This is a genomic window from Streptomyces sp. SDr-06, assembly GCF_003324565.1.
Lineage (GTDB): Bacteria > Actinomycetota > Actinomycetes > Streptomycetales > Streptomycetaceae > Streptomyces.
The window spans coordinates 88,983-109,170 of sequence record NZ_QOLA01000014.1 but is presented as its reverse complement, the minus strand read 5'-3'; the positions used below and the strand labels follow the sequence as shown (position 1 = coordinate 109,170).

Sequence of the window (20,188 nt, the reverse complement as noted above, 5' to 3'; positions counted from 1 at the left end):
GGCCGGCTCACTCCCCTACCGAGGTCGTCTCGACGGCGCGCGCGAAGCCGCCGTCCACCATCAGGTTCGCCACGGTCTCCAGCTCCGGCGGATTGCCCGCCAGCCGCGCGAGGAACGCGTCGAAATCGTCCCCGCACGGCAACAACAGCTGCTCCACGCGCTCCGCGACACTCAGCCCGTCCCGGTCCCGCGCGTCGTCGTACGCGCAGAACCACACCGAACCGACCCCGGAACCCCGCACCTTCACCGCGAGGATCCCGCCCTGCACGAACGCGACGCCCAGGTAGTCCTTGGTGAGGTGATCACGCAGACACTTGTTGATGTACACCAGGTCATTGACCGCCGCCTCGTCCCGCACCGTGAAGAACGGCTGGTCCACCAGCAGACCCAACTCGGCGTCGAGCGCCGCACCCACCGGGGCACAGCCCCCCGCCGCCTTCAGGAACGACCGGTAGGCACCCGGCAGCCGGTACCCCAAGTCCTCCTCCACACCCAGGAGTTGGGACTCCGTCACCGACACCGAGCCCTTCGGCAGACCGAAGTGCGCGGGCCGCGTCTCCTGCAACGGACGCGTGCCCCGCTTGTCGTGCTCGACCTGCGCCGTCGCCAGACCGCCGTAATGCCGCAGCAGCGCCTTCACCTCGACCGGCACCAGTTCGAGCCGCCGACCGCCCGGCACGTGGTGCCACGTCCAGCCGTGCGGCGTCGCCACCGGCGCGATCGTGTCCCACAGCTCGTGGCCCGCCGCGGCCAGCGCCGCGTTCGCCGACACGTAGTCGGTCAGCCGGAGCTCGTCCACCCCGAAACCCTCGGGCGGCTCCGCGATCTCCGCCGCCGCGCGGGCGTACGCCGAGAAGACCGGGAAGCCGTTCTCGTCCACCCGCACCCCTCTGGGATGCCGGGAGGCCCGGACCGGATCCGGGAAGTGCACGACCTGCCCGGCATAGGCCGCGTTCGGTGGCGCGGCATGCTGCCCGAGCCGACCTGTCGTCATGGCGGTTGCCCCCTGCTGCGTGCTCTGCGTCTGGCTGGTGAGGACCAGACTATGCGGTGAGGCAATACCGGGTCCCGGCCCCGCAATTCGGTCACCAACCGTCACACCCACATCACCCTGAGCCCCCGACGCGCGGCTTACCACGCCCCAGCTTCCGTACCAGCGCCCGCATTTGGCAGGCTGTCTCCGCAACTCGGGGGCGCTGACACGTGCGGCTGAAGCCGCCGCCAGTGGGAGGAACACAGCACCATGCACACCGCACCAGGCGAAACATCCGCAACAAACGCGATAAATGAGACACCCGGCGACCCACGCCTGGGGTGGAGCGCCACCGCCACCACCGCGGCGCCCTTACTCCGCCACCGCCGCGACGGCATCCTCCCCGCCATCGCCGCCGCCCTGTCCGTACGCGGCGAAACCCTCACCTGCACCGCGGGCAAGGGCGAACAGCCCCCCGTCCTGCACACCCTCGTCCAGGACTACCTCGACACCCTCACCAGCGGCCAACGCGAACGCTTCACCGGCCGCTGCCCCGAAGCGATCCTGCTCTCCCGACACCTGACCGCCGTCGAAACAGGACGCTCCAAACGCGCCCAGCGCAAACCCCTCACCCACGGCGAGGCCCGGCGCGCCCTCAAACACGCCAAACTCACCGCCCGCCGCATCCGAGAGGACGGCGACCCCCTCCACGGCAGCTACGCACCGCCCTGCCGCTCCTGCACCGCCCTGCTCGCCCACTTCGGCGTCCGCAGCGTCGAACCCTGACACGACCCCACGGAACCCCACACCGAACCCTCACGGAAAGGCCGCGGCCGATGCCGGACATCTCCACCACCCGCTTCCCCGTCCCCGTCGACGCCGCGCTCCGCACCGCCGGCTGGCAGCCCGGCCGCTGGGACATCCGCCAGGCCGAAGCCTGGGCCGACGTCCTGCGCGGCCACACCTCCCCCGCCGGACACCGCCACACCGTCTTCCCCGCCGCCGTCGAAGCCTGGGCCGAATTCGGCGGCCTCACCCTCACCGCCCCAGGCCCCGGCCGCCGCAACGCCCCCGCGACCCTGCGCTTCGACCCCCTCGCGGGCCTCCACCTCGCCCGCACCCTCGCCGACCTCGGCCGCGCCCTCGAAACCGACATCGCCCCGCTCGGCGAGGAGGGCGACCAGCAGGCCGTGCTCGCCATCGACGCGCAGGGCCGCGTGTACTCCCTCGACCACACCGGGGACTGGTACCTCGGGGCCGACGTCGACCATGCGCTCAACACGCTCATCACGGGCACCCAGCCGGTCCGCCTCACCTCAGGCTGACCCCGGCCCCTCACGGGGTTGCCCCGCCACCCCTGAACCCCCTGCGCCTGCGCGCCCCAGGGCCCCGATCGCGCAGTTCCCCGCGCCCCTGGTCCGCGCTCGGCTGCGGGACGTGCGTGGCTGATCGCGCCGTTCCCCACGCCCCCGCTTTCGGCTGCGGACCGCGTTCGGCTTGTCGCGCAGTTCCTCGCGCCCCTGGTCCGCGCTCATCTGCGGGACGTGCATGGTTGCTCGCGCAGTTCCTCGCGCCCCTGGTCCGCGCTCATCTGCGGGACGTGCATGGTTGCTCGCGCAGTTCCTCGCGCCCCTGGTCCGCGCTCGGCTGCGGGACGTGCGTGGCTGCTCGCGCCGTTCCCCACGCCCCTGAACACCAGTCTTCGTCTGACGGCCGTGCTCGCTGCTCGCGCCGTTCCCCGCGCCCCTTAGCGGCATGCTGCTGGGGGGGGCAGACCAGGTGGAGCCGGGGTTATGAGATCGCCGGCATGCGGTCTGGCAGGACTGCTGAGACTCGGAAGCCGCCCGCGTCCGTCGCCCCCGACACGAACACCCCGCCCAGCGCCGTCACCCGCTCCCGCATCCCCACCAGCCCATTGCCCCCGCTCGGCAGCCCCGCGTCCGCCGTGACCCCGTCCGCGGGCCCGTTCTCCACCTGCATCGCCACCTCGCCCGCCCGGTACGCCAGCCGCACCCTCACCTTCGCGCCCGCCGCGTGCTTGTGCACATTGGTCAACGCCTCCTGCACCACCCGGTACGCGGTCTGCTCCACCAGCGCGTCACACCCCCGCGCCTCCCCCTGCACCAGCAGCTCCACCACCATCCCGGCCTCCCGGGACTGCCCCACCAGCGCCTCGATGTCGGCCAGACACGGACCCTCCTCGGCCGCCGCCGCGGCAGCCGCGGCCGCGGCCCCCACCGCCGCCAACGGCACCGGATCCACCAGCACCGCCACCGACTGCGGGTCCGTCGCCCGCAACACCCCGAGCATCTCCCGCAACTCCGTCAACGCCTGCCGCCCCATGTCACCGACCAGCGCCGCGTTCTTGACCGCCTTCTCCGGATCCTTGCGCGCCACCGCCTGCAACGCCGCCGCATGCACCACCATCAACGACACCCGATGCGCCACCACGTCATGCATCTCCCGGGCGATCCGCGTCCGCTCCTCCGTACGCGCCCACTCCGCCCGCTCCTCGGCCCGGTCCGCGAGCAGCGACAACTCCCGCTCCAGCGAATCCGCCCGCTCCCGCAACGACTCCATCAACCGCCGCCGCGCCCCTATATACAGCCCGTACAGCAACGGCGGACCCGTGATGCCGAGCGACATCACCACCGACACCAGCGGCACGTACCAGCGCCCCGGGTCGTATTCGCCCCCCGCCACGCTCTGGTGCATCCGTACGAACGTGACGATGAACGTCCCCGCCCCCGACATCCCCGCCAGCGCCGCCGTGATCCGGCGCGGCACGTCCGACGCGGCCAGCGTGTACAGCCCCACCACGCTCAGCACGAGCCCCATGCTCGCGGGCGTCACCGCGACCGACACCAGCACCACGGCGATCGGCCACCGCCGCCTCAGCAGCAGCGACGCCCCCGACACCAGCCCGAGCACCACCCCGGCCGGCACCGGCACCCCGGCGTCCCCCGCGAAACTCACACCCTCCAGCGCACACTCCAGCGCGGAGATCAACCCGAGCAGGACATCCAGCACGGCGCTGCGCCTGCGTTCCCACCACCACCAGCCACGGGAGGTCAACCCCGTGGCTTCCTGGTAAGCCCCCGTTGCGGTCATAGCTCCCAGACTACGGGCGGGCGCGAACGTTTTTCCGGCGGCTTTCCTCCGGCACGGGCAGCACGAAAACACCCCGAACACGCCGGTAATCGGCGTCCATCCCACGATGGAGTGAATCAACCGATTCCTCGACCGGACGTCCGCATTCCGGACGAGCGTGTCCGTATGACATCGACCACACCCGGCAAGTACGCCGACTTCGAAGGCCTGCGTCGGCAGGCCATCACCCTGCGCCGCGAGGGCCTCAGCCGCCGCCAGATCCGAGACCGCCTGTTCGTCGACAACAACGATCTCCTGAACCGACTCCTGAACGGCGAACCCGCTCCCGAGTGGACCAAGCGCCCCAACGCCAAGGACGACCTCCGGGCCCGCGCGCGAGAGCTCCGCACGCAAGGCATGACGTACGACCAGATCCAGGTCGAGCTCGGCTGCTCGAAGAGCTCGATATCCCTGTGGGTCCGCGACCTCCCCAAGCCGGACCGCACCCGCACCCCCGAAGAGGCATCGGCCATTGCCCGGCGGGGGTGGGCAGTCACGCTCCAGCGCCGCGACGAGGAGCGCCAGATGACGAAGCAGTACGCCGCAGCCGACATCGGCACCCTGACCGACCGCGAGTTGTTCCTGTTCGGCGTGGGCCTCTACTGGGCCGAGGGCACCAAGGACAAACCGCACGCGCGCAGGGAGCGGGTGACTTTCGTGAACAGCGACCCGGACGTGATCACGGTCTTCTTGTCCTGGCTGCACCTGGTAGGCGTGGAGCCTCGACACCTGAAGTTCCGCCTCATGATTCACGAGTCGGCCGACGTACGGGGCGCCGAAGAGTACTGGGCAGACCTCGTCGGGACACACCGCACTCTCTTCGGCAAGACGACCCTGAAACGGCACAACCCCAAGACGGTGCGCAAGAACGTCGGCGAGGCCTACCGGGGCTGCCTCGTCGTCGACGTTGCGCAAAGCGCTGACCTCTACCGTCGCATCGAAGGGTGGTGGTGCGGCATAGTAGGGGCTGCCTCCGCGCCCGATCGATGGAATCGGACATAGCGGTAATCCCGGGTCGTCTAAGGGCAAGACGGGAGATTTTGGTTCTCCATATGGGGGTTCGAGTCCTCCCCCGGGAGCCCCAGTGGTTCGGGTCCTGACTGTCCCAGTCAGGACCCGCCGCGTTTTCCGCCGCCCCCACCCCGATTTCATCCGCGAAACCCCCCGGTATCCTTCGGGTGTCCACCCCCCGAAGCCGAAGGGCACCTCCGTGAGCGCAACCCGCCCGGCCGCCGTCGTCGTCCTCGCCGCGGGTGAGGGCACCCGCATGAAGTCGGCCACTCCCAAGGTCCTGCACGAGATCTGCGGGCGCTCGCTCGTCGGCCACGTCGTCGCCGCCGCTCGTGAGCTGGACCCCGAGCACCTCGTCGTGGTCGTGGGCCACGCCCGCGAGCAGGTGTCCGCCCACCTCGGCGCGATCGACGCGGGGGTGCGCACCGCGGTGCAGTACGAGCAGAACGGCACCGGCCACGCCGTCCGGATGGCGCTGGAGGAGCTGGGCCAGACCATCGAGGGCACGGTCGTGGTGGTCTGCGGCGACACCCCGCTGCTGACCGGCGCGACGCTGGCGGAGCTGACGCGTACGCACGAGGCGGACCGCAACGCGGTCACCGTGCTGACCGCCGAGGTGGCCGACTCGACCGGTTACGGCCGCATCGTGCGCGACAACGTCTCGGGCGCGGTCACCGCGATCGTCGAGCACAAGGACGCGACCGAGGCGCAGCGCGCGATTCGTGAGATCAACTCGGGTGTGTTCGCGTTCGACGGCGCGTTGTTGGCGGATGCGCTGGGGAAGGTGCGGACGGACAACAGTCAGGGTGAGGAGTACCTGACTGATGTGCTGGGGATTCTGCGTGAGGCGGGGCATCGGGTCGGTGCGTCGTTGGCGGGGGATTTCCGGGAGATTCTGGGGATCAACAACCGGGTGCAGTTGGCCGAGGCGCGGCGTCTGTTGAATGACCGGTTGTTGGAGCGGGCGATGCTCGCGGGTGTGACGGTGGTGGATCCGGCGTCGACGTTCGTCGATGTGCAGGTGACGTTCGAGCAGGATGCGGTGGTGCATCCGGGGACGCAGCTGATGGGTTCGACGCATGTGGCTTCGGGTGCGGAGGTGGGTCCCCATTGTCGTCTGACGAACACGGTGGTGGGCCGGGGTGCGCGGGTCGACAACGCGGTGGCGTACGACTCGGAGGTGGGTGAGGGTGCGTCGGTGGGTCCGTTCGCCTATCTGCGGCCGGGTACGCGGCTTGGTGTGAAGGCCAAGATCGGTACGTATGTGGAGACGAAGAACGCGACGATCGGTGAGGGGACGAAGGTTCCTCATCTTTCGTATGTGGGGGACGCGACGATCGGTGAGTTCACGAACATCGGCGCGGCGAGTGTGTTCGTGAATTACGACGGTGAGGCGAAGCACCACACGACGATCGGTTCGCACTGCAAGACGGGTTCGGACAACATGTTTGTTGCTCCTGTCACAGTGGGGGACGGTGCTTACACGGCCGCGGGGTCGGTGATCACGAAGGATGTGCCGCCCGGTTCGTTGGCTGTCGCCCGTGGCCAGCAGCGGAATATCGAGGGTTGGGTGGAGCGCAAGCGTCCGGGAAGTGCTGCCGCGCAGGCTGCTCAGGCTGCGGCCGAGCAGTCGGGCGGAGAGAACTGACCGGATTCGGGTGCGTCTTTCACGGGCTACCGTGATAGGTGCACATATTCGGCTGGCTCGCCGCGAAAGGGACCGCGCGGGTGCAGCAGCATCGAACACGTCTGAGGAGACTGTGCTGTGACCGGGATCAAGACGACCGGCGAGAAGAAGCTGATGCTCTTCTCCGGCCGCGCCCACCCCGAGCTGGCCGAGGAGGTTGCGCACCAGTTGGGTGTGGGCCTCGTGCCGACGAAGGCCTTCGACTTCGCGAACGGTGAGATCTACGTTCGTTTCCAGGAGTCGGCGCGTGGTGCGGACTGCTTCCTGATCCAGAGCCACACGGCTCCGATCAACAAGTGGATCATGGAGCAGTTGATCATGATCGATGCCCTGAAGCGGGCGTCGGCGCGATCCATCACCGTGATCATTCCGTCCTACGGCTATGCCCGTCAGGACAAGAAGCACAAGGGCCGTGAGCCGATCTCGGCGCGTCTGGTGGCCGATCTGCTGAAGACGGCGGGCGCGGACCGCATCCTGACGGTGGATCTGCACACGGACCAGATCCAGGGCTTCTTCGACGGTCCGGTGGACCACCTGACGGCGCTGCCGGTCCTCGCGGACTACGTGGGTGCGAAGGTGGACCGCTCGAAGCTGACGATCGTGTCTCCGGACGCGGGTCGTGTCCGGGTCGCCGACCGCTGGTGCGACCGGCTGGACGCGCCGCTGGCGATCGTGCACAAGCGGCGTGACAAGGACGTCGCGAACACGGTGACGGTGCACGAGGTCGTCGGTGACGTGAAGGGCCGGGTCTGTGTCCTGGTCGACGACATGATCGACACGGGTGGCACGATCTGCGCCGCGGCGGACGCGCTGTTCGCGCACGGTGCGGAGGACGTCATCGTGACGGCGACGCACGGCATTCTGTCGGGTCCGGCCGCGGACCGCCTGAAGAACTCCAAGGTGAGCGAGTTCGTGTTCACGAACACGCTGCCGGATCCGTCGGATCTGGAGCTCGACAAGATCACGGTGCTTTCGATCGCTCCGTCGATCGCCCGCGCGGTGCGCGAGGTGTTCGAGGACGGCTCGGTGACGAGTCTCTTCGAGGAGAACTAGCCTGTAGTGGTTGGGAGTTGGGGCCGCGTCCGGTTTCGGACGCGGCCCTTCTTCATGCCCGGGCGCGGTCTTCATGCCCGGGCGGTCCGGTGCGGGGTGGCTTCAGGTCCGGCTGGCGGCTCGGGCGCGCAGGGCGTCCACGGCGATGCGGGCGGTGCGGCCGATGGCGGCGTCGGCGGCGGGCAGGGTGGCGGCGGTGGAGGCGGCGCGGGTGAAGACGGCGACGGCGTAGCGGCCGCCGTCGGGGTATTCGACGACGCCCGCTTCGTGGCGGAGGGTGGGCAGGGTGCCGGTCTTTCCGCTGACGCGTACGTCGTCGAAGGGGAAGCCGGAGGCGAGGCGGTGGCTCCAGGCCTGGACGCCGAGGACGGCGCGGAGTTCTTCGCCCCAGGGTCCTTCGCAGACGTCGTCGCGCCAGACGGCGGTGAGCAGCGCGGCGATCTCCCGGGGGGTGGAGCGGTTGGTGCGGGCCGGGTCGAGGGCGGTGAGGCGGGCGACGGCGGCGGGGTCGACGAGGGCGGCGGGGCCACTTCGGCCGGTGTCGGTGACCATCGTGGCGTAGAGGGCGGCCTGGTTGTGGACGGCGATGGTGCGGTGGAGTCCGAGGGCGGCCATGGTGGCGTTGACGGTGTCGAGGCCGAGGTGGTCCCAGAGGAGGTCGGCGGCGGCGTTGTCGCTGACGGCGATGGCGAGGGAGGCAAGGTCGCGCAGGGAGAGGCGGGCGGCGTCGCGCATGACGGCGAGGCCGGTGGGTCCGGGGGCGCGGCCGATGGCGGGGATGTCGAGGGGGGTGCTGGGGTCGAGGCGGCCCGCGGCGGCTTCGCGGTAGAGGGTGGCGACGAGGCAGAGCTTGTGGACGCTGGCGGTGGAGACGGGGGTGTCGGCGGCGAGGGTGATGTCGTCGCCGGTGTCGATGTCGGTGGCGCAGAGGGATCCGGTGAGTCCGGCGTCGGTGAGGGCTGCGGTGAGGCGGCTGCGTACGGGGGTGTTCACAGCGGGAACTCCGATGCGGGGCGGGGGAACAGGCGCCGTGGGGTGGCGGTGGGGGTCATGGCCGCGTGGTCGCGCAGGACGTCGTGGGCGGCTTGGGTGAAGAGGTGGACGGCGGGGCTGTCGCGTCCGGCGGGCCAGGCGGTGGAGGTGCGCCAGGTGAGGGGGTTGGCGCGCAGGGGGCGCCAGGTGGTGCCGGGTTCGGGGGCGGGGCGCGGGACGAGGGCGACGACGTGGGTGCCGGACAGGACGAGGGCGCGGGTGAACTCGATGCCGGCGACTTCGCGGACGGCGCTGGGGGTGCAGCCGTGGCGGGCGCAGGCGGTGAGGGTTTCGTCGTGGAGGGCGGGGGCGGTGTGGCGGGGGAAGAGGACGAGTTCGCGGCCGTCGAGTTCGGCCATGTCGATCTCGGTGTGCTGGGCGAGGGGGTCCTGGTCGGCGAGGAGGGCACCGAGGGGCTGGTGGAGCTGGGGGCCGAAGCCGAGGCCGGTGGTGGGGCAGGGGTGGCGGACGATGCCGGCGTCGAGGGTGCCGGCGGTGAGTTCGGCGGTCTGTTCGGCGGTGGTGAGTTCGCGGAGGTCGAGTGTGCCGCCGGGGCTGCGTTCGCGGTAGGCGGTGAGGAGGGCGGCGACGGTGGCGCCGCCGAGCTGGGGCGGGACGGCGGCGCGCAGGGTGCCGGCGGCGCCGCCCTGGACGCGGCCGACGAGGGTGCGCAGCCGGTCGGCGGCGTCGAGCAGGGTGTGGGTCTCGGCGAGGACGAGGTGGCCGGCGGGGGTGAGGGTGGCGCCGGTGCGGCCGCGGTCGAGGAGGCGTACGCCGAGTTCGCGCTCCAGGCGCTGGATGCGCTGGGACAGGGAGGGCTGGGCGACGCGCAGGCGTTCGGCGGCGCGGCCGAAGTGCTGTTCTTCGGCGACGGTGCGGAAGTACCTGAGGTGCAGCAGCAGGTCCATGACCGGCAAGGATAGGCGCATGCCTATGGAGGCACCGTCCATACCCGGGCCCCGGGGGTTGATCCAATTGGGCCGGTGGGGGGTGGCCGGGTAGTCTGGGGAAGTTGCTCGGCGAGGGAGGCCGTACCTGGGGTACGGCGGTCCGTTATCGACGCGCTCTTCGTAGCAGGCCAGTCGTGGCCGGGTGACCGCCTTTTTTGGATCACTTTCTACGAGGAGTGCACATGTCCGAGGTCAAGCTCGCCGCCGACGTCCGTACCAGCTTCGGCAAGGGCGCCGCCCGCAGCATCCGCCGCGACAACAAGGTTCCCGGTGTCATCTACGGTCACGGCACCGAGCCGGTCCACGTGACCCTGCCGGGCCACGACCTGCTGCTCGCGCTGCGTACGCCGAACGTCCTGCTCTCCCTGGACATCGACGGCAAGACCGAGCTCGCCATCCCGAAGGCCGTCCAGCGTGACGCCATCAAGGGCTACCTGGTCCACGTCGACCTGCTGCTCGTCAAGAAGGGCGAGAAGGTCACCGTCGAGGTTCCGGTCGAGACCGAGGGCGACCTGGCCCCGGGCAGCTTCCTGGTCGAGAACGTGCTGAACGCGCTCTCCGTCGAGGCCGAGGCCACCCACATCCCGACCTCCGTCACCGTGTCCATCGAGGGCCTGGAGGCCGGCGACTCGATCCACGCCAAGGACGTCAAGCTGCCCGCCGGTGCCACCCTGGCCACCGACCCCGAGGCCGTCGTCATCCAGATCCTGGCCGCGCAGGCCGAGGAGCCGGCCGCCGAGACCGAGGCCGCCGAGGGCGCCGAGGCCTGAGCCGCACGCTCTGCCTGAGTTCCGTGCCGGGCACGGACTCCGACGGGGCGGCGGGCCACACTTGGCCCGCCGCCCCGTTTTTTCTGTGTACGTGTTGTTCCCGCTGTACGTGACCGAGGAGACGCAGCCCCCATGACGACCGACGACGCGAACGCACCCTGGCTGATCGTGGGCCTGGGCAACCCGGGTCCGGAGTACGCCGCGAACCGGCACAACGTCGGGTTCATGGCGGTCGACCTGCTCGCGGAGCGGATCGGCGGCCGGTTCAAGGCGCACAAGGCGCGGGCGCAGGTCGTGGAGGGGCGGATCGGTCCGCCGGGTCCGCTGAACCGGCGGGTGGTGCTCGCCAAGCCCATGTCGTACATGAACCTGTCGGGCGGCCCGGTGACGGCGCTGCGCGACTTCTACAAGGTCCCGGTCGCCCACATCGTCGCCGTCCATGACGAACTGGACATCGACTACGGGGTGTTGCGGCTGAAGCTGGGGGGTGGGGACAACGGGCACAACGGTCTGAAGTCGATCACCAAGTCGCTGGGGGCGGACTACCACCGGGTGCGGTTCGGGATCGGGCGGCCGCCGGGGCGGATGCAGGTGGCGGACTTCGTCCTCAAGGACTTCTCCTCGACGGAGCGCAAGGAGCTGGGTTACTTCGTGGACCGGGCGGCGGACGCGGCGGAGGCGCTGGTCATCGAGGGCCTGGAGCGGGCCCAGTCGACGTACAACTCCTGACAAGGCTCCCTTCGCGGGGTGAACCGGCGCCCCGGGTTTGACCGTTCGCGGTCAGGGGCGCCAGGATCGCGCCCCATGACGAACCGGAGCCGTACCTTCCTGCTGTTCGTGCGGCGGGCCGTGATGGGCCTGGTCGCCGCGCTGATCCTGGCCGCCGGGTTCTGGTCGTCGTGGGGGACCGCCCAGCACGTGGTCCTCACGAAGGGCCGCGACCGCGGCACGCTGACCGTGACGGCCTGCGCGAACGACGTCTGCACCGGCCGCTACCGGCCCTCCCCCGGCTCCGCCCCGCACTCCGGCGTGACGATCGCCGAGTCGGTGGCGGCGCGGCGGGGCGAGACCCTGCCGGTGGTCGTCAAGCCGGGTACGGACGAGGCGGTACGCGGCGGGGTGGCGGGCGTTCTGTACGCCTGGCTCCCCCTGGCGGGGGCGCTGCTCCTGGCGGCGCTGGTCATCGGCGGGGGTGTGCGTCTCACGCGGACGGCGTGGGTGGCGGGGCTGCTGGGCGCGGCCACGATGGTGGCCGCCTTCGCCGCCCTGTAACTCCGGGGGTGCTCCGCCCCGGCCCCCTTTGCGGGACTGCGGGCCCCGCGCCCACTCCTCCGTTCGTCCGCGGACCGTGGATGGCCGCTCGCGCAGTTCCCCGCGCCCCCAGGTGCCTCGGTCCTCGCGGGGTGCGATGCGCGAGCCCCCGGCCCGCAGGCCCCTTCGTCCGCGGACCGTGCACGGTTGCTCGCGCAGTTCCCCGCGCCCCCAGGTGCCTCGGTCCTCGCGGGGCGGGGCCCCTTCCCGGGCCCCGGAGGGGAGGCTCGGGAAGGGGCCGGGTGGGGTCAGCCCGTGTTGCGCAGGCCCGCTGCCACGCCGTTCACCGTGAGGAGAAGGGCCCTCGACAGCAGGGGGTCCGGCTCCTCGCCGCGCTCCGCCGCCGCCCGCTGGCGGGCGAGCAGCGCGACCTGGAGGTAGGAGATCGGGTCCAGGTACGCGTCCCGGATCGCGAAGGTCTGCTGCAACACCGGGTTGGCGCCGAGCAGTTCGTCGCGCCCGGTGATCCGCAGAACCTCGCGCACGGTCAGCTCGTGCTCCGCCTCGATCGCCGCGAACACGTGCTTGAGCTCGTCGGGCACGAGCGTGTCGACGTAGTGGCGGGCGATGCGGAGGTCCGTCTTCGCGAGCGTCATCTCCACGTTGGAGAGGAAGTTGCGGAAGAAGTGCCAGCGCTCGCTCATCTCGTCGAGCACCTCGCCGAGCCCGGCCTCGCGCAGCGCCTTGAGGCCGGAGCCGACTCCGTACCAGCCGGGCACGATCTGGCGGGACTGGGTCCAGCCGAACACCCACGGGATGGCGCGCAGCCCGTCGAGGCCCGCGCCCGAGTCGGGGCGGCGCGAGGGCCGCGAGCCGAGGTGGAGCTCGGCGAGCTGGTCGACCGGCGTGGAGGCGAAGAAGTACGCCGGCAGGTCGGGGTCCTCGACGAGCCGCCGGTAGGCGGAGTGGGCCGCGTCGGACACCGTGTCCATGGCCGCGTCCCAGCGGGCGAGGGCCTCGTCGGACTGGCGGGGCGCGGTGTGCAGGGCGGAGGCCTGGAGCGTGGCCGCCACCGTGAGTTCCAGGTTCTCCCTGGCCAGCGACGGGATGAGGTACTTGTCGGAGATGACCTCGCCCTGCTCGGTCACCTTGATCTCGCCCTCCAGGGTGCCCCAGGGCTGGGCGAGGATGGCGTCGTGCGAGGGGCCGCCGCCGCGGCCGACGGTGCCGCCGCGGCCGTGGAAGAGCCGCAGCCGTACGCCGTAGCGGTGGGCGACGTCGCGCAGCCGGCGCTGGGCGCGGTGGATCTCCCACTGGGAGGTGGTGATGCCGCCGAACTTGGAGGAGTCCGAGTAGCCGAGCATGACCTCCTGGACGTCGCCGCGCAGCGAGACGAGGCGCCGGTAGGAGGGGTCGGCGAGCATCTCGTCGAGGATGACGTCGGCGGCGCGCAGCTCGTCGGTGGTCTCCAGGAGCGGCACGATGCCGATCTTGGCCCAGCCGGCGTGCAGGTCGAGGAGTCCGGCCTCGCGGGCCAGGACGGCCGCGGCGAACACGTCGTCGGCGCCCTGGCACATCGAGATGATGTACGACTCGATGACCTCGGGGCCGAACCGCTCGAAGGCCTCCTTGATGGTGCCGAAGACGCCGAGGGTCTTCTGTCCGGCCGCGTCCAGCGGGGCGGGCGTCGGCGCGAGCGGGCGGCGGGAGCGGAGCTCCTTGGCGAGGAGCTTCTGCCGGTAGTCGCGCGGCATGTCGGCGTAGCGCCAGGACTCCTCGCCGAGCCGGTCGAAGAGCTGGCCGAGCGCGTGGTGGTGGGCGTCGGCGTGTTCGCGTACGTCCATGGTGGCGAGCTGGAGGCCGAACGCCGCGAGGGTGCGGATCGTACGGTCCATGCGGCCGTCGGCGAACAGGGCGCCGCGGTGGGCGCGCAGCGAGGTCTGGATGAGGGTGAGGTCGGCGAGCAGCTCGGCGGTGCCGAGGTAGTCGCGGCCGGGCTGGTGCGCGGTGCCCTTGGCCAGCCGCTCCTTGGTGTGGACGAGCTTCTGGCGGATCGCGGTGGCCTTGAGCCGGTAGGGCTCCTCGGCGTTGAGGCGCTTGTAGCGGGGGCTGATCTCGGGGAGTGCTTCGAGGTCGGCCTGGAGCGAGGTGAGCAGCTCTTCGGTGGCGCCCGCGTAGCGGATGGAGTTGGAGAGCAGCCCGCGCAGGTGGTCGATCATGTCGAGCGCGTCGTTGATGCCGTGCTCGTGCTGGAGGATCAGAACGTCCCAGGTGACCTTGGGGGTCACGTTGGGGTTGCCGTCGCGGTCGCCGCCGATCCAGGTGCCGAAGGTGAGCGGGCGGGTGCCCGGGGGCAGCTCGACGCCGACCCGTTCCAGTTCGGCCGCGAGGTCCTCCAGGACGTCGCCGACGGCGCCGGCGTGGAGTTCGTCGAGGTAGTAGATGGCGTTGCGGGCCTCGTCGGCCGGTTCGGGGCGTACGACGCGGAGCTCGTCGGTCTGCCAGACCAGGTCGATGTTCTCGGCCAGGCGCAGGTCGAGGCGGCGCCGGTCGGATGCGGCGACCGGGGTCTCCAGGAGTTCGGCGACGCGGCGCAGCTTGTTGAGGACGGAGCGCCGGGCGGCCTCGGTGGGGTGGGCGGTGAAGACCGGCCGCACGTTGAGGTTCTTGACGCTTTCGCGGACGTGCTCGGGGTCGCCGTCCTTGAGCATGTCGGCGGTGCGGGCGAGGAGGCTGCCCTCGGTGGCGCGGTGGGCGCGCAGCTCCCGGCCGCGGTGGACCTGTTCGGCCACGTTCGCGAGGTGGAAGTAGGTGGAGAACGCGCGCACCAGCTTGGCGGCGGTTTCGACTTCGGTGCCGCCGAGGAGTTCGGCGGCGGCCTCGCCGTCGCTCCGGGTCAGCGCGCGGACCCGCTCGACGAGCTCCAGGAGCTCGGGGCCCTCCTGTCGGACGAGGGTCTCGCCCAGGAGGTCACCCAGTCGGCGGATGTCGGCGCGCAGCTCGTGGCTTGCGGCGGGGGTCTGGTCGGCACTGCTCACAGGTGCGGCTCCTTGCAGTGTTTGAGCACGTCTGGAGGGTTCTGGAGGCTTGCGGACCGCGCTGTCCGACGACACCCAGGATAGGTGTCCGTTTCCGCCCCGCCGTCCAGGGGCTCTTGTCCCGGGCCACGGCGCTGCCATACTTACGTTGCCGTAGGTTACGCGAGCGTAGCCAGGCGAATCCGCTCGTTTTCCTCACCCTGCCGGGGGTACTCCCCATGACCACCAGTCCCGATCTGCTCAAATCGTCGGACGGACCTTCCTCGCCTTCCGCGACGTTGGGCGGCGAGAAAAAGCGCTCGATCGAACAGATCGCCCTGCTGCTCTTCATCACCGTTCCCTTCGTGGCGCTCCTCGCGGCGGTGCCGCTCGCCTGGGGCTGGGGGCTCAGCTGGCTGGATCTCGGCCTCCTGGTCTTCATGTACTACCTGGGCTGCCACGGCGTCACCATTGGTTTCCACCGCTATTTCACGCATGGTTCTTTCAAGGCGAAGCGGCCGCTGCGGATCGCGCTCGCGGTCGCGGGCTCGATGGCGGTCGAGGGGCCGCTGGTGCGCTGGGTGGCCGATCACCGCAGGCACCACAAGTTCTCGGACGCGGAGGGTGACCCGCATTCGCCGTGGCGGTTCGGGGAGACGCTGCCCGCGCTGATGAAGGGCCTGTGGTGGGCCCACATCGCCTGGATGTTCGACGAGGAGCAGACCCCCCAGGAGAAGTACGCGCCGGATCTCCTGGGCGACCCGGCGATCCGCCGGATCTCGCGCGACTTCGTGTGGTGGACGGCCCTGTCGCTCGCGATCCCGCCGCTGGTGGGCGGCCTGGTGACGATGTCGTGGTGGGGCGCGTTCACGGCGTTCTTCTGGGGTTCGCTGGTGCGGGTGGCGCTGCTGCACCACGTGACGTGGTCGATCAACTCGATCTGCCACGCGGTGGGCAAGCGCCCCTTCAAGTCGCGCGACCGCAGCGGCAACGTGTGGTGGCTGGCGGTCCTGTCGTGCGGCGAGTCGTGGCACAACCTGCACCACGCGGACCCGACGTCGGCGCGGCACGGCGTGATGCGCGGGCAGATCGACTCCAGTGCCCGGATCATCCGCTGGTGCGAGCAGCTGGGTCTGGCCCATGACGTGCGCTGGCCGAGCGAGGCCCGTATCGACTCCAAGCGGAATGAGGGCGGCCGGTCCCGGGGCAAGGAGAAGGCCGCCGAGGCGGCATGATGGACGACGTGGCGACCGACTCCAGCACCACCAGCACCACCAGCACCCCTGGTTCCTCCCGCTCGGCCGTGGCCCCCGGCTCCGCCGAGAAGCCGCGGCGAACCCGCCGGACGCGGATGACCGGCGCCGAGCGCCGGGAGCAGTTGCTGGACATCGGTCGCACGCTCTTCGCGGAGAAGGGGTTCGAGGGCACCTCGGTGGAGGAGATCGCGGCGAAGGCGGGCGTCTCCAAGCCGGTGGTGTACGAGCACTTCGGCGGCAAGGAGGGCCTGTACGCGGTCGTCGTGGACCGGGAAATGCGCTCGCTGCTCGACATGGTGACGAGCGCGCTGACGGCGGGCCATCCGCGAGAACTCCTCGAACAGGCCGCATTCGCCCTGCTCGACTACATCGAGACGTATACGGACGGATTCCGCATTCTGGTGCGCGACTCCCCCGTCGCCCAGTCGACCGGCACGTTCGCCTCGCTGATCTCCGACATCGCCACCCAGGTCGAGGACATTCTGGGCCTGGAGTTCAAGGCCCGCGGTTTCGACCCGAAGCTGGCGCCGCTGTACGCGCAGGCTCTGGTGGGCATGGTGGCGCTGACCGGTCAGTGGTGGCTGGACGTGCGCAAGCCCAAGAAGGCGGAAGTCGCGGCGCATCTGGTGAATCTGGCCTGGCACGGTTTGGACGGTCTTGAGCCGAAACCGCGCCTGATAGGGCATCGCAAAAGCTGATCACCAGCTCCCCCCGGGCAACATCGGTCAAAGTTTTCACTTCAACTGCACAAGAATCGCCTGTAGTCTTCACGCACAATCCCGGGGGGGATTTTCGCCATTCCTCGCGTGCCATCACCCAGGGCTGCCGTCGTGCCGCCCCGGCGTGCGTGCCGCGCCTCTTTCCGCGCGCCCATGCGACGACGAATACGCAGCGAATCCCATTCCCCTCGGGTCTACCCGCTTATTCCCATGGGGGGAATTTTGTCCTCTGTGCGCACCAAGCGCGCGAGCCGCCTCGCGGCCTGCACCGCCATCGTCCTGTCGGCGGGCATGCTGCTCGCCGGCCCGGCCTCGGCCGACACCCACCCGGCGGGCCCGCACGTCGCGGTCGAGCCGGCGAAGCCGGCCACCCAGCCCACGGCGCAGTTCCCGAAGCGCAAGTCGGCGTACGCCACCACGTCGGCCGTCCCTTCCAAGCCCCGATTCGACCTGGACCACGACGGCAGGAGTGACCTGCTCGTCCGAGAGCCCAACGACACGCTCACGCTGGAGACCGGGAAGAACGTCCCGAACCCGACGGTTCCGAACAGCTACGGCACGTTCAAGGACCTCATCGAACCCGGCGACCTCGACGGCGATGGCAACCCCGAGCTGCTCGTGCTCTCTCCGACCGGCACTCTGTCGCTGTTCACCGGCCTGTCCGCCACCCACTTCACCGACAGCGCCGGAAAGGACCAGCTCTCCGTCAACAGCGGCTCGCTGTCCTGGTCGAGCAACGGCTGGAACGCGTACAACAAGCTGTTCTCGCCGGGCGACGTCACCGGCGACGGCAAGACCGACCTGATGGCGCGTACGCCCTCCGGCGATCTCTACCTGTACCCGGGCACCGGCTCCGTCAGCGGCAGCCCGTACGGCGACCGGATCAAGATCGGCACCGGCTGGGGAATCTACGACCAGGTCGTCGGCGCCAGCGACATGGACGGCGACGGCATCGCCGACGTCGTGGCCCGTACGCCCGGGGGCGACCTGTACTTCTACCCGGGCTCCGGCAACGCCGCGGCCCCGCTGAAGGACCGGGTCAAGATCGGCACCGGCTGGGGGATCTACAACCAGATCCTCAGCCAGGACGACACCACGGGTTACGCCGACATCATCGCGCGCGACGCCGCGGGCACCTTCTGGTTCTACGCCCCCACCGGCAAGGGCGGTCTCAGTGACCGCTCCCAGATGGGAACCGGCTGGAGCGCCGTCACCCTGGCCAACACCGGAGGCAACCCCGCCTTCGGCAAGGCCGACCTGATGGCCCTCGACACCCAGGGCTCGCTCTACTACTACTGGGCCAAGGGCAACGGCACCATGGCCGACCGCCAGCTGCTCAGCGACGTCGGCGGCTGGGCCGGAGCCGACATCTCCTTCGCCTCTTCGCTGCGCTCCGACAGCCGCTGGGGCACCCTGCTCGAACTGGGCGGAGGCCACCTGTACGTCGCGGGCCACGACATGGGCGCCGGCTGGGACGCGTTCAACGGAATCGCTGGGGTCGGGGACCTCACCGGCGAGGGCAACGGCGACCTGCTCGCGCGCGGCAACAACGGCCACATGTACCTCTACCCGGGCAACGGCCAGGCGACCGGGTTCTACAACCGGGTCGACCTCGGTGCGGGCTGGAACGGGTTCAACAAGCTCATCGGCGCCGGTGACGTGAACGGCGACGGCATCGCGGACCTGCTGGCCCGTGACGACAACGGCCACCTGTTCCTGTACCCGGGCAAGTCGACGCCCGGCTTCGGCAACCGGATCGACCTCGGCGGCGGCTGGAACGGCTACAACAAGCTGGCCACCCCGGGCGACATGACCGGTGACGGCCGCACCGACCTGATCGGCGTGGACGCGTCGGGCACCGCCTGGCGTTACGACGCCAACGGCACGGGTTCCTTCAAGGAGCGCGTGAACCTGGGCGGCGGCTGGAACACGTACAACGGCATCTACTAGGCCCAACGCGCCTTGTGCGCACGGCGGTTCACGTACGCGAGCGCCCCGTCCCCTTCCGCACGGAGGGGGGCGGGGCGCCGTGCGTTCAGGCCGGGTCCGGCTCCAGGAATTCGAGCCGGTTGCCCACCGGGTCCTCGGAGTAGAAGCGCCGGTGGCCCGGCAGGTCGCCGTCCCAGACGACCTTCGCGCCGCGCTCCTCGATGCGGCGCGCGTACGCCTCGATGGAGGTGACGCGGAGCCCGGGGTGGGCCTTCCTCGCCGGGCGGAAGTCCTCGTCGATGCCGAGGTGGAGCTGGACGGCTCCGCACCGGAACCAGCAGCCGCCCCGGGCCGCCAGGACGGGGGGCTTGGGAACTTCTGTCATGCCGAGTATGTCTGCGTAGTACGTCCGCAACTGCGGCTCGCTGCCCGGCGGGGCGGCGAGCTGTACGTGGTCGACAGCGGTGAGCACGGTCGGCGCCCTCCCTCTTCTTCCTGGTGGCTGTGTCTTCCTTGCGGCTACTTCTTCCTGGCGACGGCGAAGATGCGGCGGAACGGGAAGACCGTGCCGTGCGGGCCCGGCGGGTAGGCCTCGCGCAGCCGGTCGCGGTATTCGGCGAGCAGGGCGTCAATGGCCTCCTGATCCCCGTCGAGGGCGGTGAGCACGGGGCGCAGGGCGGTGCCCTTCACCCAGTCGAGGATGGGGTCCTGGCCGGTCAGCAGCTGGTGGTAGACGGTTTCCCAGACATCGGTCTCGCAGCCGAGATCGGCGAGGCGGGTGAGGTAGTCGGCGGGTTCGAGGATATGGACGTACCGGCGGCCGTGGTCGTCGAGGCGGTGGCGCCAACGCGGGGACGCGCAGAGCTCGGCGAGGATCGCGTGGCTGGGCGAGGTGAAATTGCCGGGGACCTGGAAGGCGAAGGTGCCGCCGGGGCTGAGGCCGTCGAGCCAGGCGGGGAACGACTCGGGGTGGTTGGGGACCCACTGCAGGGCCGCGTTGGAGACGATCAGGTCGTACGGCTCGCCGGGCACCCAGTGCGCGGCGTCGGCGACCTGGAAATCGAGCCAGCCGCCGCCCGCGGTGGTGCCCGCGTAGTCCTTGTCGGCCTGGGCGAGCATCTGGGGCGACAGGTCGAAGCCGGTGATGCGGGCGTCGGGCCAGCGGTCGGCGAGGCGGACGGTCACATTGCCAGGGCCGCATCCGAGGTCGGCGATCCGGGGCGAGAGGCCGCCGGTCGCGGGGAGTTCCGGAATGCGGTTGAGCAGGTCGAGGAACGGCCGGGTGCGGTGCCCGGCGTGCCGCAGATATTGCTGTGGATCCCAGACCGGTGGCTGGGTCTGTGCGGTGGTCGACGGCGAATCGGAATACATGTTCGAGCCCCCTTGCAGG

18 protein-coding genes and 1 tRNA gene are annotated in these 20,188 nt (G+C 70.5%); 12 read left to right on the top strand and 7 right to left on the bottom strand.

Annotated features, from left to right (window positions below; genetic code table 11):
* Positions 1–7: 7 nt before the first annotated feature.
* On the bottom strand, positions 8–994 hold the full coding sequence (locus DT019_RS25720; protein WP_114039286.1) for an SMI1/KNR4 family protein: 987 nt from the start codon (positions 992–994) through the stop codon (positions 8–10).
* Positions 995–1,243: 249 nt separating this feature from the next.
* Here DT019_RS25720 and DT019_RS25715 point away from each other — a divergent pair, with 249 nt between their 5' ends.
* Positions 1,244–1,759 (top strand): YwqJ-related putative deaminase, encoded by a 516-nt coding sequence (locus tag DT019_RS25715; RefSeq protein WP_114039285.1) that lies wholly within the window; start codon positions 1,244–1,246, stop codon positions 1,757–1,759.
* 50 nt (positions 1,760–1,809) lie between these two features.
* Positions 1,810–2,298 (top strand): SUKH-3 domain-containing protein, encoded by a 489-nt coding sequence (locus DT019_RS25710; protein ID WP_114039284.1) that lies wholly within the window; start codon positions 1,810–1,812, stop codon positions 2,296–2,298.
* A gap of 466 nt (positions 2,299–2,764) precedes the next feature.
* Here the strand turns inward: DT019_RS25710 and DT019_RS25705 are convergent, their stop codons facing one another.
* A complete protein-coding gene (locus DT019_RS25705; protein ID WP_114039283.1) occupies positions 2,765–4,084 on the bottom strand; it encodes a sensor histidine kinase in 1,320 nt (439 codons plus the stop codon).
* A 165-nt stretch (positions 4,085–4,249) separates the two neighbouring features.
* On the opposite strand from DT019_RS25705, the gene DT019_RS25700 reads away from it, so the two are divergent.
* From DT019_RS25700 to DT019_RS25685, 4 genes are all read left to right on the top strand, one after another.
* Positions 4,250–5,125, top strand: a complete 876-nt coding sequence (locus DT019_RS25700) for a hypothetical protein (protein ID WP_114039282.1) — start codon at positions 4,250–4,252, stop codon at positions 5,123–5,125.
* A gap of 6 nt (positions 5,126–5,131) precedes the next feature.
* Positions 5,132–5,202: transfer RNA gene (locus tag DT019_RS25695), tRNA-Gln, on the top strand.
* 131 nt (positions 5,203–5,333) lie between these two features.
* Positions 5,334–6,782, top strand: a complete 1,449-nt coding sequence (gene glmU, locus DT019_RS25690; protein WP_114039281.1) for a bifunctional UDP-N-acetylglucosamine diphosphorylase/glucosamine-1-phosphate N-acetyltransferase GlmU — start codon at positions 5,334–5,336, stop codon at positions 6,780–6,782.
* A gap of 117 nt (positions 6,783–6,899) precedes the next feature.
* Positions 6,900–7,874, top strand: a complete 975-nt coding sequence (locus tag DT019_RS25685; RefSeq protein ID WP_114039280.1) for a ribose-phosphate diphosphokinase — start codon at positions 6,900–6,902, stop codon at positions 7,872–7,874.
* A gap of 102 nt (positions 7,875–7,976) precedes the next feature.
* Here DT019_RS25685 and DT019_RS25680 read toward each other — a convergent pair whose 3' ends face one another.
* The gene (locus tag DT019_RS25680) at positions 7,977–8,867 is read right to left on the bottom strand and encodes a serine hydrolase (protein WP_114039279.1); all 891 of its coding nucleotides are present in this window, start codon (positions 8,865–8,867) and stop codon (positions 7,977–7,979) included.
* On the bottom strand, positions 8,864–9,814 hold the full coding sequence (locus tag DT019_RS25675) for a LysR family transcriptional regulator (RefSeq protein WP_114039278.1): 951 nt from the start codon (positions 9,812–9,814) through the stop codon (positions 8,864–8,866). Before DT019_RS25675 ends, DT019_RS25680 begins: the two co-directional genes overlap by 4 nt.
* Before the next feature lie 224 nt (positions 9,815–10,038).
* Between DT019_RS25675 and DT019_RS25670 the strand changes: the two genes are divergently transcribed.
* The 3 genes from DT019_RS25670 (at position 10,039) to DT019_RS25660 (ending at position 11,898) form a co-directional block, all read left to right on the top strand.
* Positions 10,039–10,626, top strand: coding sequence for a 50S ribosomal protein L25/general stress protein Ctc (locus DT019_RS25670; protein ID WP_114039277.1), 588 nt, complete (start codon positions 10,039–10,041; stop codon positions 10,624–10,626).
* A gap of 132 nt (positions 10,627–10,758) precedes the next feature.
* Complete coding sequence (gene pth, locus DT019_RS25665; RefSeq protein ID WP_114039276.1) at positions 10,759–11,355, top strand: aminoacyl-tRNA hydrolase; 597 nt, start codon at positions 10,759–10,761, stop codon at positions 11,353–11,355.
* 75 nt (positions 11,356–11,430) lie between these two features.
* Entirely contained in the window at positions 11,431–11,898 is a 468-nt protein-coding gene (locus tag DT019_RS25660) for a hypothetical protein (protein ID WP_114039275.1), read from the top strand.
* A 287-nt stretch (positions 11,899–12,185) separates the two neighbouring features.
* Here the strand turns inward: DT019_RS25660 and ppc are convergent, their stop codons facing one another.
* On the bottom strand, positions 12,186–14,915 hold the full coding sequence (gene ppc, locus DT019_RS25655) for a phosphoenolpyruvate carboxylase (RefSeq protein ID WP_114039274.1): 2,730 nt from the start codon (positions 14,913–14,915) through the stop codon (positions 12,186–12,188).
* Positions 14,916–15,133: 218 nt separating this feature from the next.
* Here ppc and DT019_RS25650 point away from each other — a divergent pair, with 218 nt between their 5' ends.
* The 3 genes from DT019_RS25650 (at position 15,134) to DT019_RS25640 (ending at position 18,819) form a co-directional block, all read left to right on the top strand.
* Entirely contained in the window at positions 15,134–16,129 is a 996-nt protein-coding gene (locus DT019_RS25650) for an acyl-CoA desaturase (RefSeq protein WP_114039273.1), read from the top strand.
* Entirely contained in the window at positions 16,126–16,848 is a 723-nt protein-coding gene (locus tag DT019_RS25645; protein WP_189389920.1) for a TetR/AcrR family transcriptional regulator, read from the top strand. The genes DT019_RS25650 and DT019_RS25645 overlap by 4 nt, the downstream gene beginning before the upstream one ends.
* A 252-nt stretch (positions 16,849–17,100) precedes the next feature.
* Entirely contained in the window at positions 17,101–18,819 is a 1,719-nt protein-coding gene (locus DT019_RS25640) for an FG-GAP repeat domain-containing protein (RefSeq protein ID WP_223279747.1), read from the top strand.
* A gap of 85 nt (positions 18,820–18,904) precedes the next feature.
* Here the strand turns inward: DT019_RS25640 and DT019_RS25635 are convergent, their stop codons facing one another.
* Positions 18,905–19,270, bottom strand: coding sequence for a VOC family protein (locus DT019_RS25635; RefSeq protein WP_114039272.1), 366 nt, complete (start codon positions 19,268–19,270; stop codon positions 18,905–18,907).
* A gap of 47 nt (positions 19,271–19,317) precedes the next feature.
* Positions 19,318–20,169, bottom strand: a complete 852-nt coding sequence (locus tag DT019_RS25630; RefSeq protein ID WP_114039271.1) for a trans-aconitate 2-methyltransferase — start codon at positions 20,167–20,169, stop codon at positions 19,318–19,320.
* Positions 20,170–20,188: the final 19 nt, after the last annotated feature.

What these genes read in the sequence shown, in the direction of transcription:
- DT019_RS25670 (WP_114039277.1), top strand. Translation starts at nt 10,039, where the DNA reads ATGTCCGAGGTCAAGCTCGCCGCCGACGTCCGTACCAGCTTCGGCAAG.
- DT019_RS25710 (WP_114039284.1), top strand. Translation starts at nt 1,810, where the DNA reads ATGCCGGACATCTCCACCACCCGCTTCCCCGTCCCCGTCGACGCCGCG.
- DT019_RS25720 (WP_114039286.1), bottom strand. Translation starts at nt 994, where the DNA reads ATGACGACAGGTCGGCTCGGGCAGCATGCCGCGCCACCGAACGCGGCC.
- DT019_RS25645 (WP_189389920.1), top strand. Translation starts at nt 16,126, where the DNA reads ATGATGGACGACGTGGCGACCGACTCCAGCACCACCAGCACCACCAGC.
- pth (WP_114039276.1), top strand. Translation starts at nt 10,759, where the DNA reads ATGACGACCGACGACGCGAACGCACCCTGGCTGATCGTGGGCCTGGGC.
- DT019_RS25630 (WP_114039271.1), bottom strand. Translation starts at nt 20,169, where the DNA reads ATGTATTCCGATTCGCCGTCGACCACCGCACAGACCCAGCCACCGGTC.
- DT019_RS25660 (WP_114039275.1), top strand. Translation starts at nt 11,431, where the DNA reads ATGACGAACCGGAGCCGTACCTTCCTGCTGTTCGTGCGGCGGGCCGTG.
- DT019_RS25700 (WP_114039282.1), top strand. Translation starts at nt 4,250, where the DNA reads ATGACATCGACCACACCCGGCAAGTACGCCGACTTCGAAGGCCTGCGT.
- DT019_RS25715 (WP_114039285.1), top strand. Translation starts at nt 1,244, where the DNA reads ATGCACACCGCACCAGGCGAAACATCCGCAACAAACGCGATAAATGAG.
- DT019_RS25675 (WP_114039278.1), bottom strand. Translation starts at nt 9,814, where the DNA reads ATGGACCTGCTGCTGCACCTCAGGTACTTCCGCACCGTCGCCGAAGAA.
- DT019_RS25705 (WP_114039283.1), bottom strand. Translation starts at nt 4,084, where the DNA reads ATGACCGCAACGGGGGCTTACCAGGAAGCCACGGGGTTGACCTCCCGT.
- DT019_RS25650 (WP_114039273.1), top strand. Translation starts at nt 15,134, where the DNA reads ATGACCACCAGTCCCGATCTGCTCAAATCGTCGGACGGACCTTCCTCG.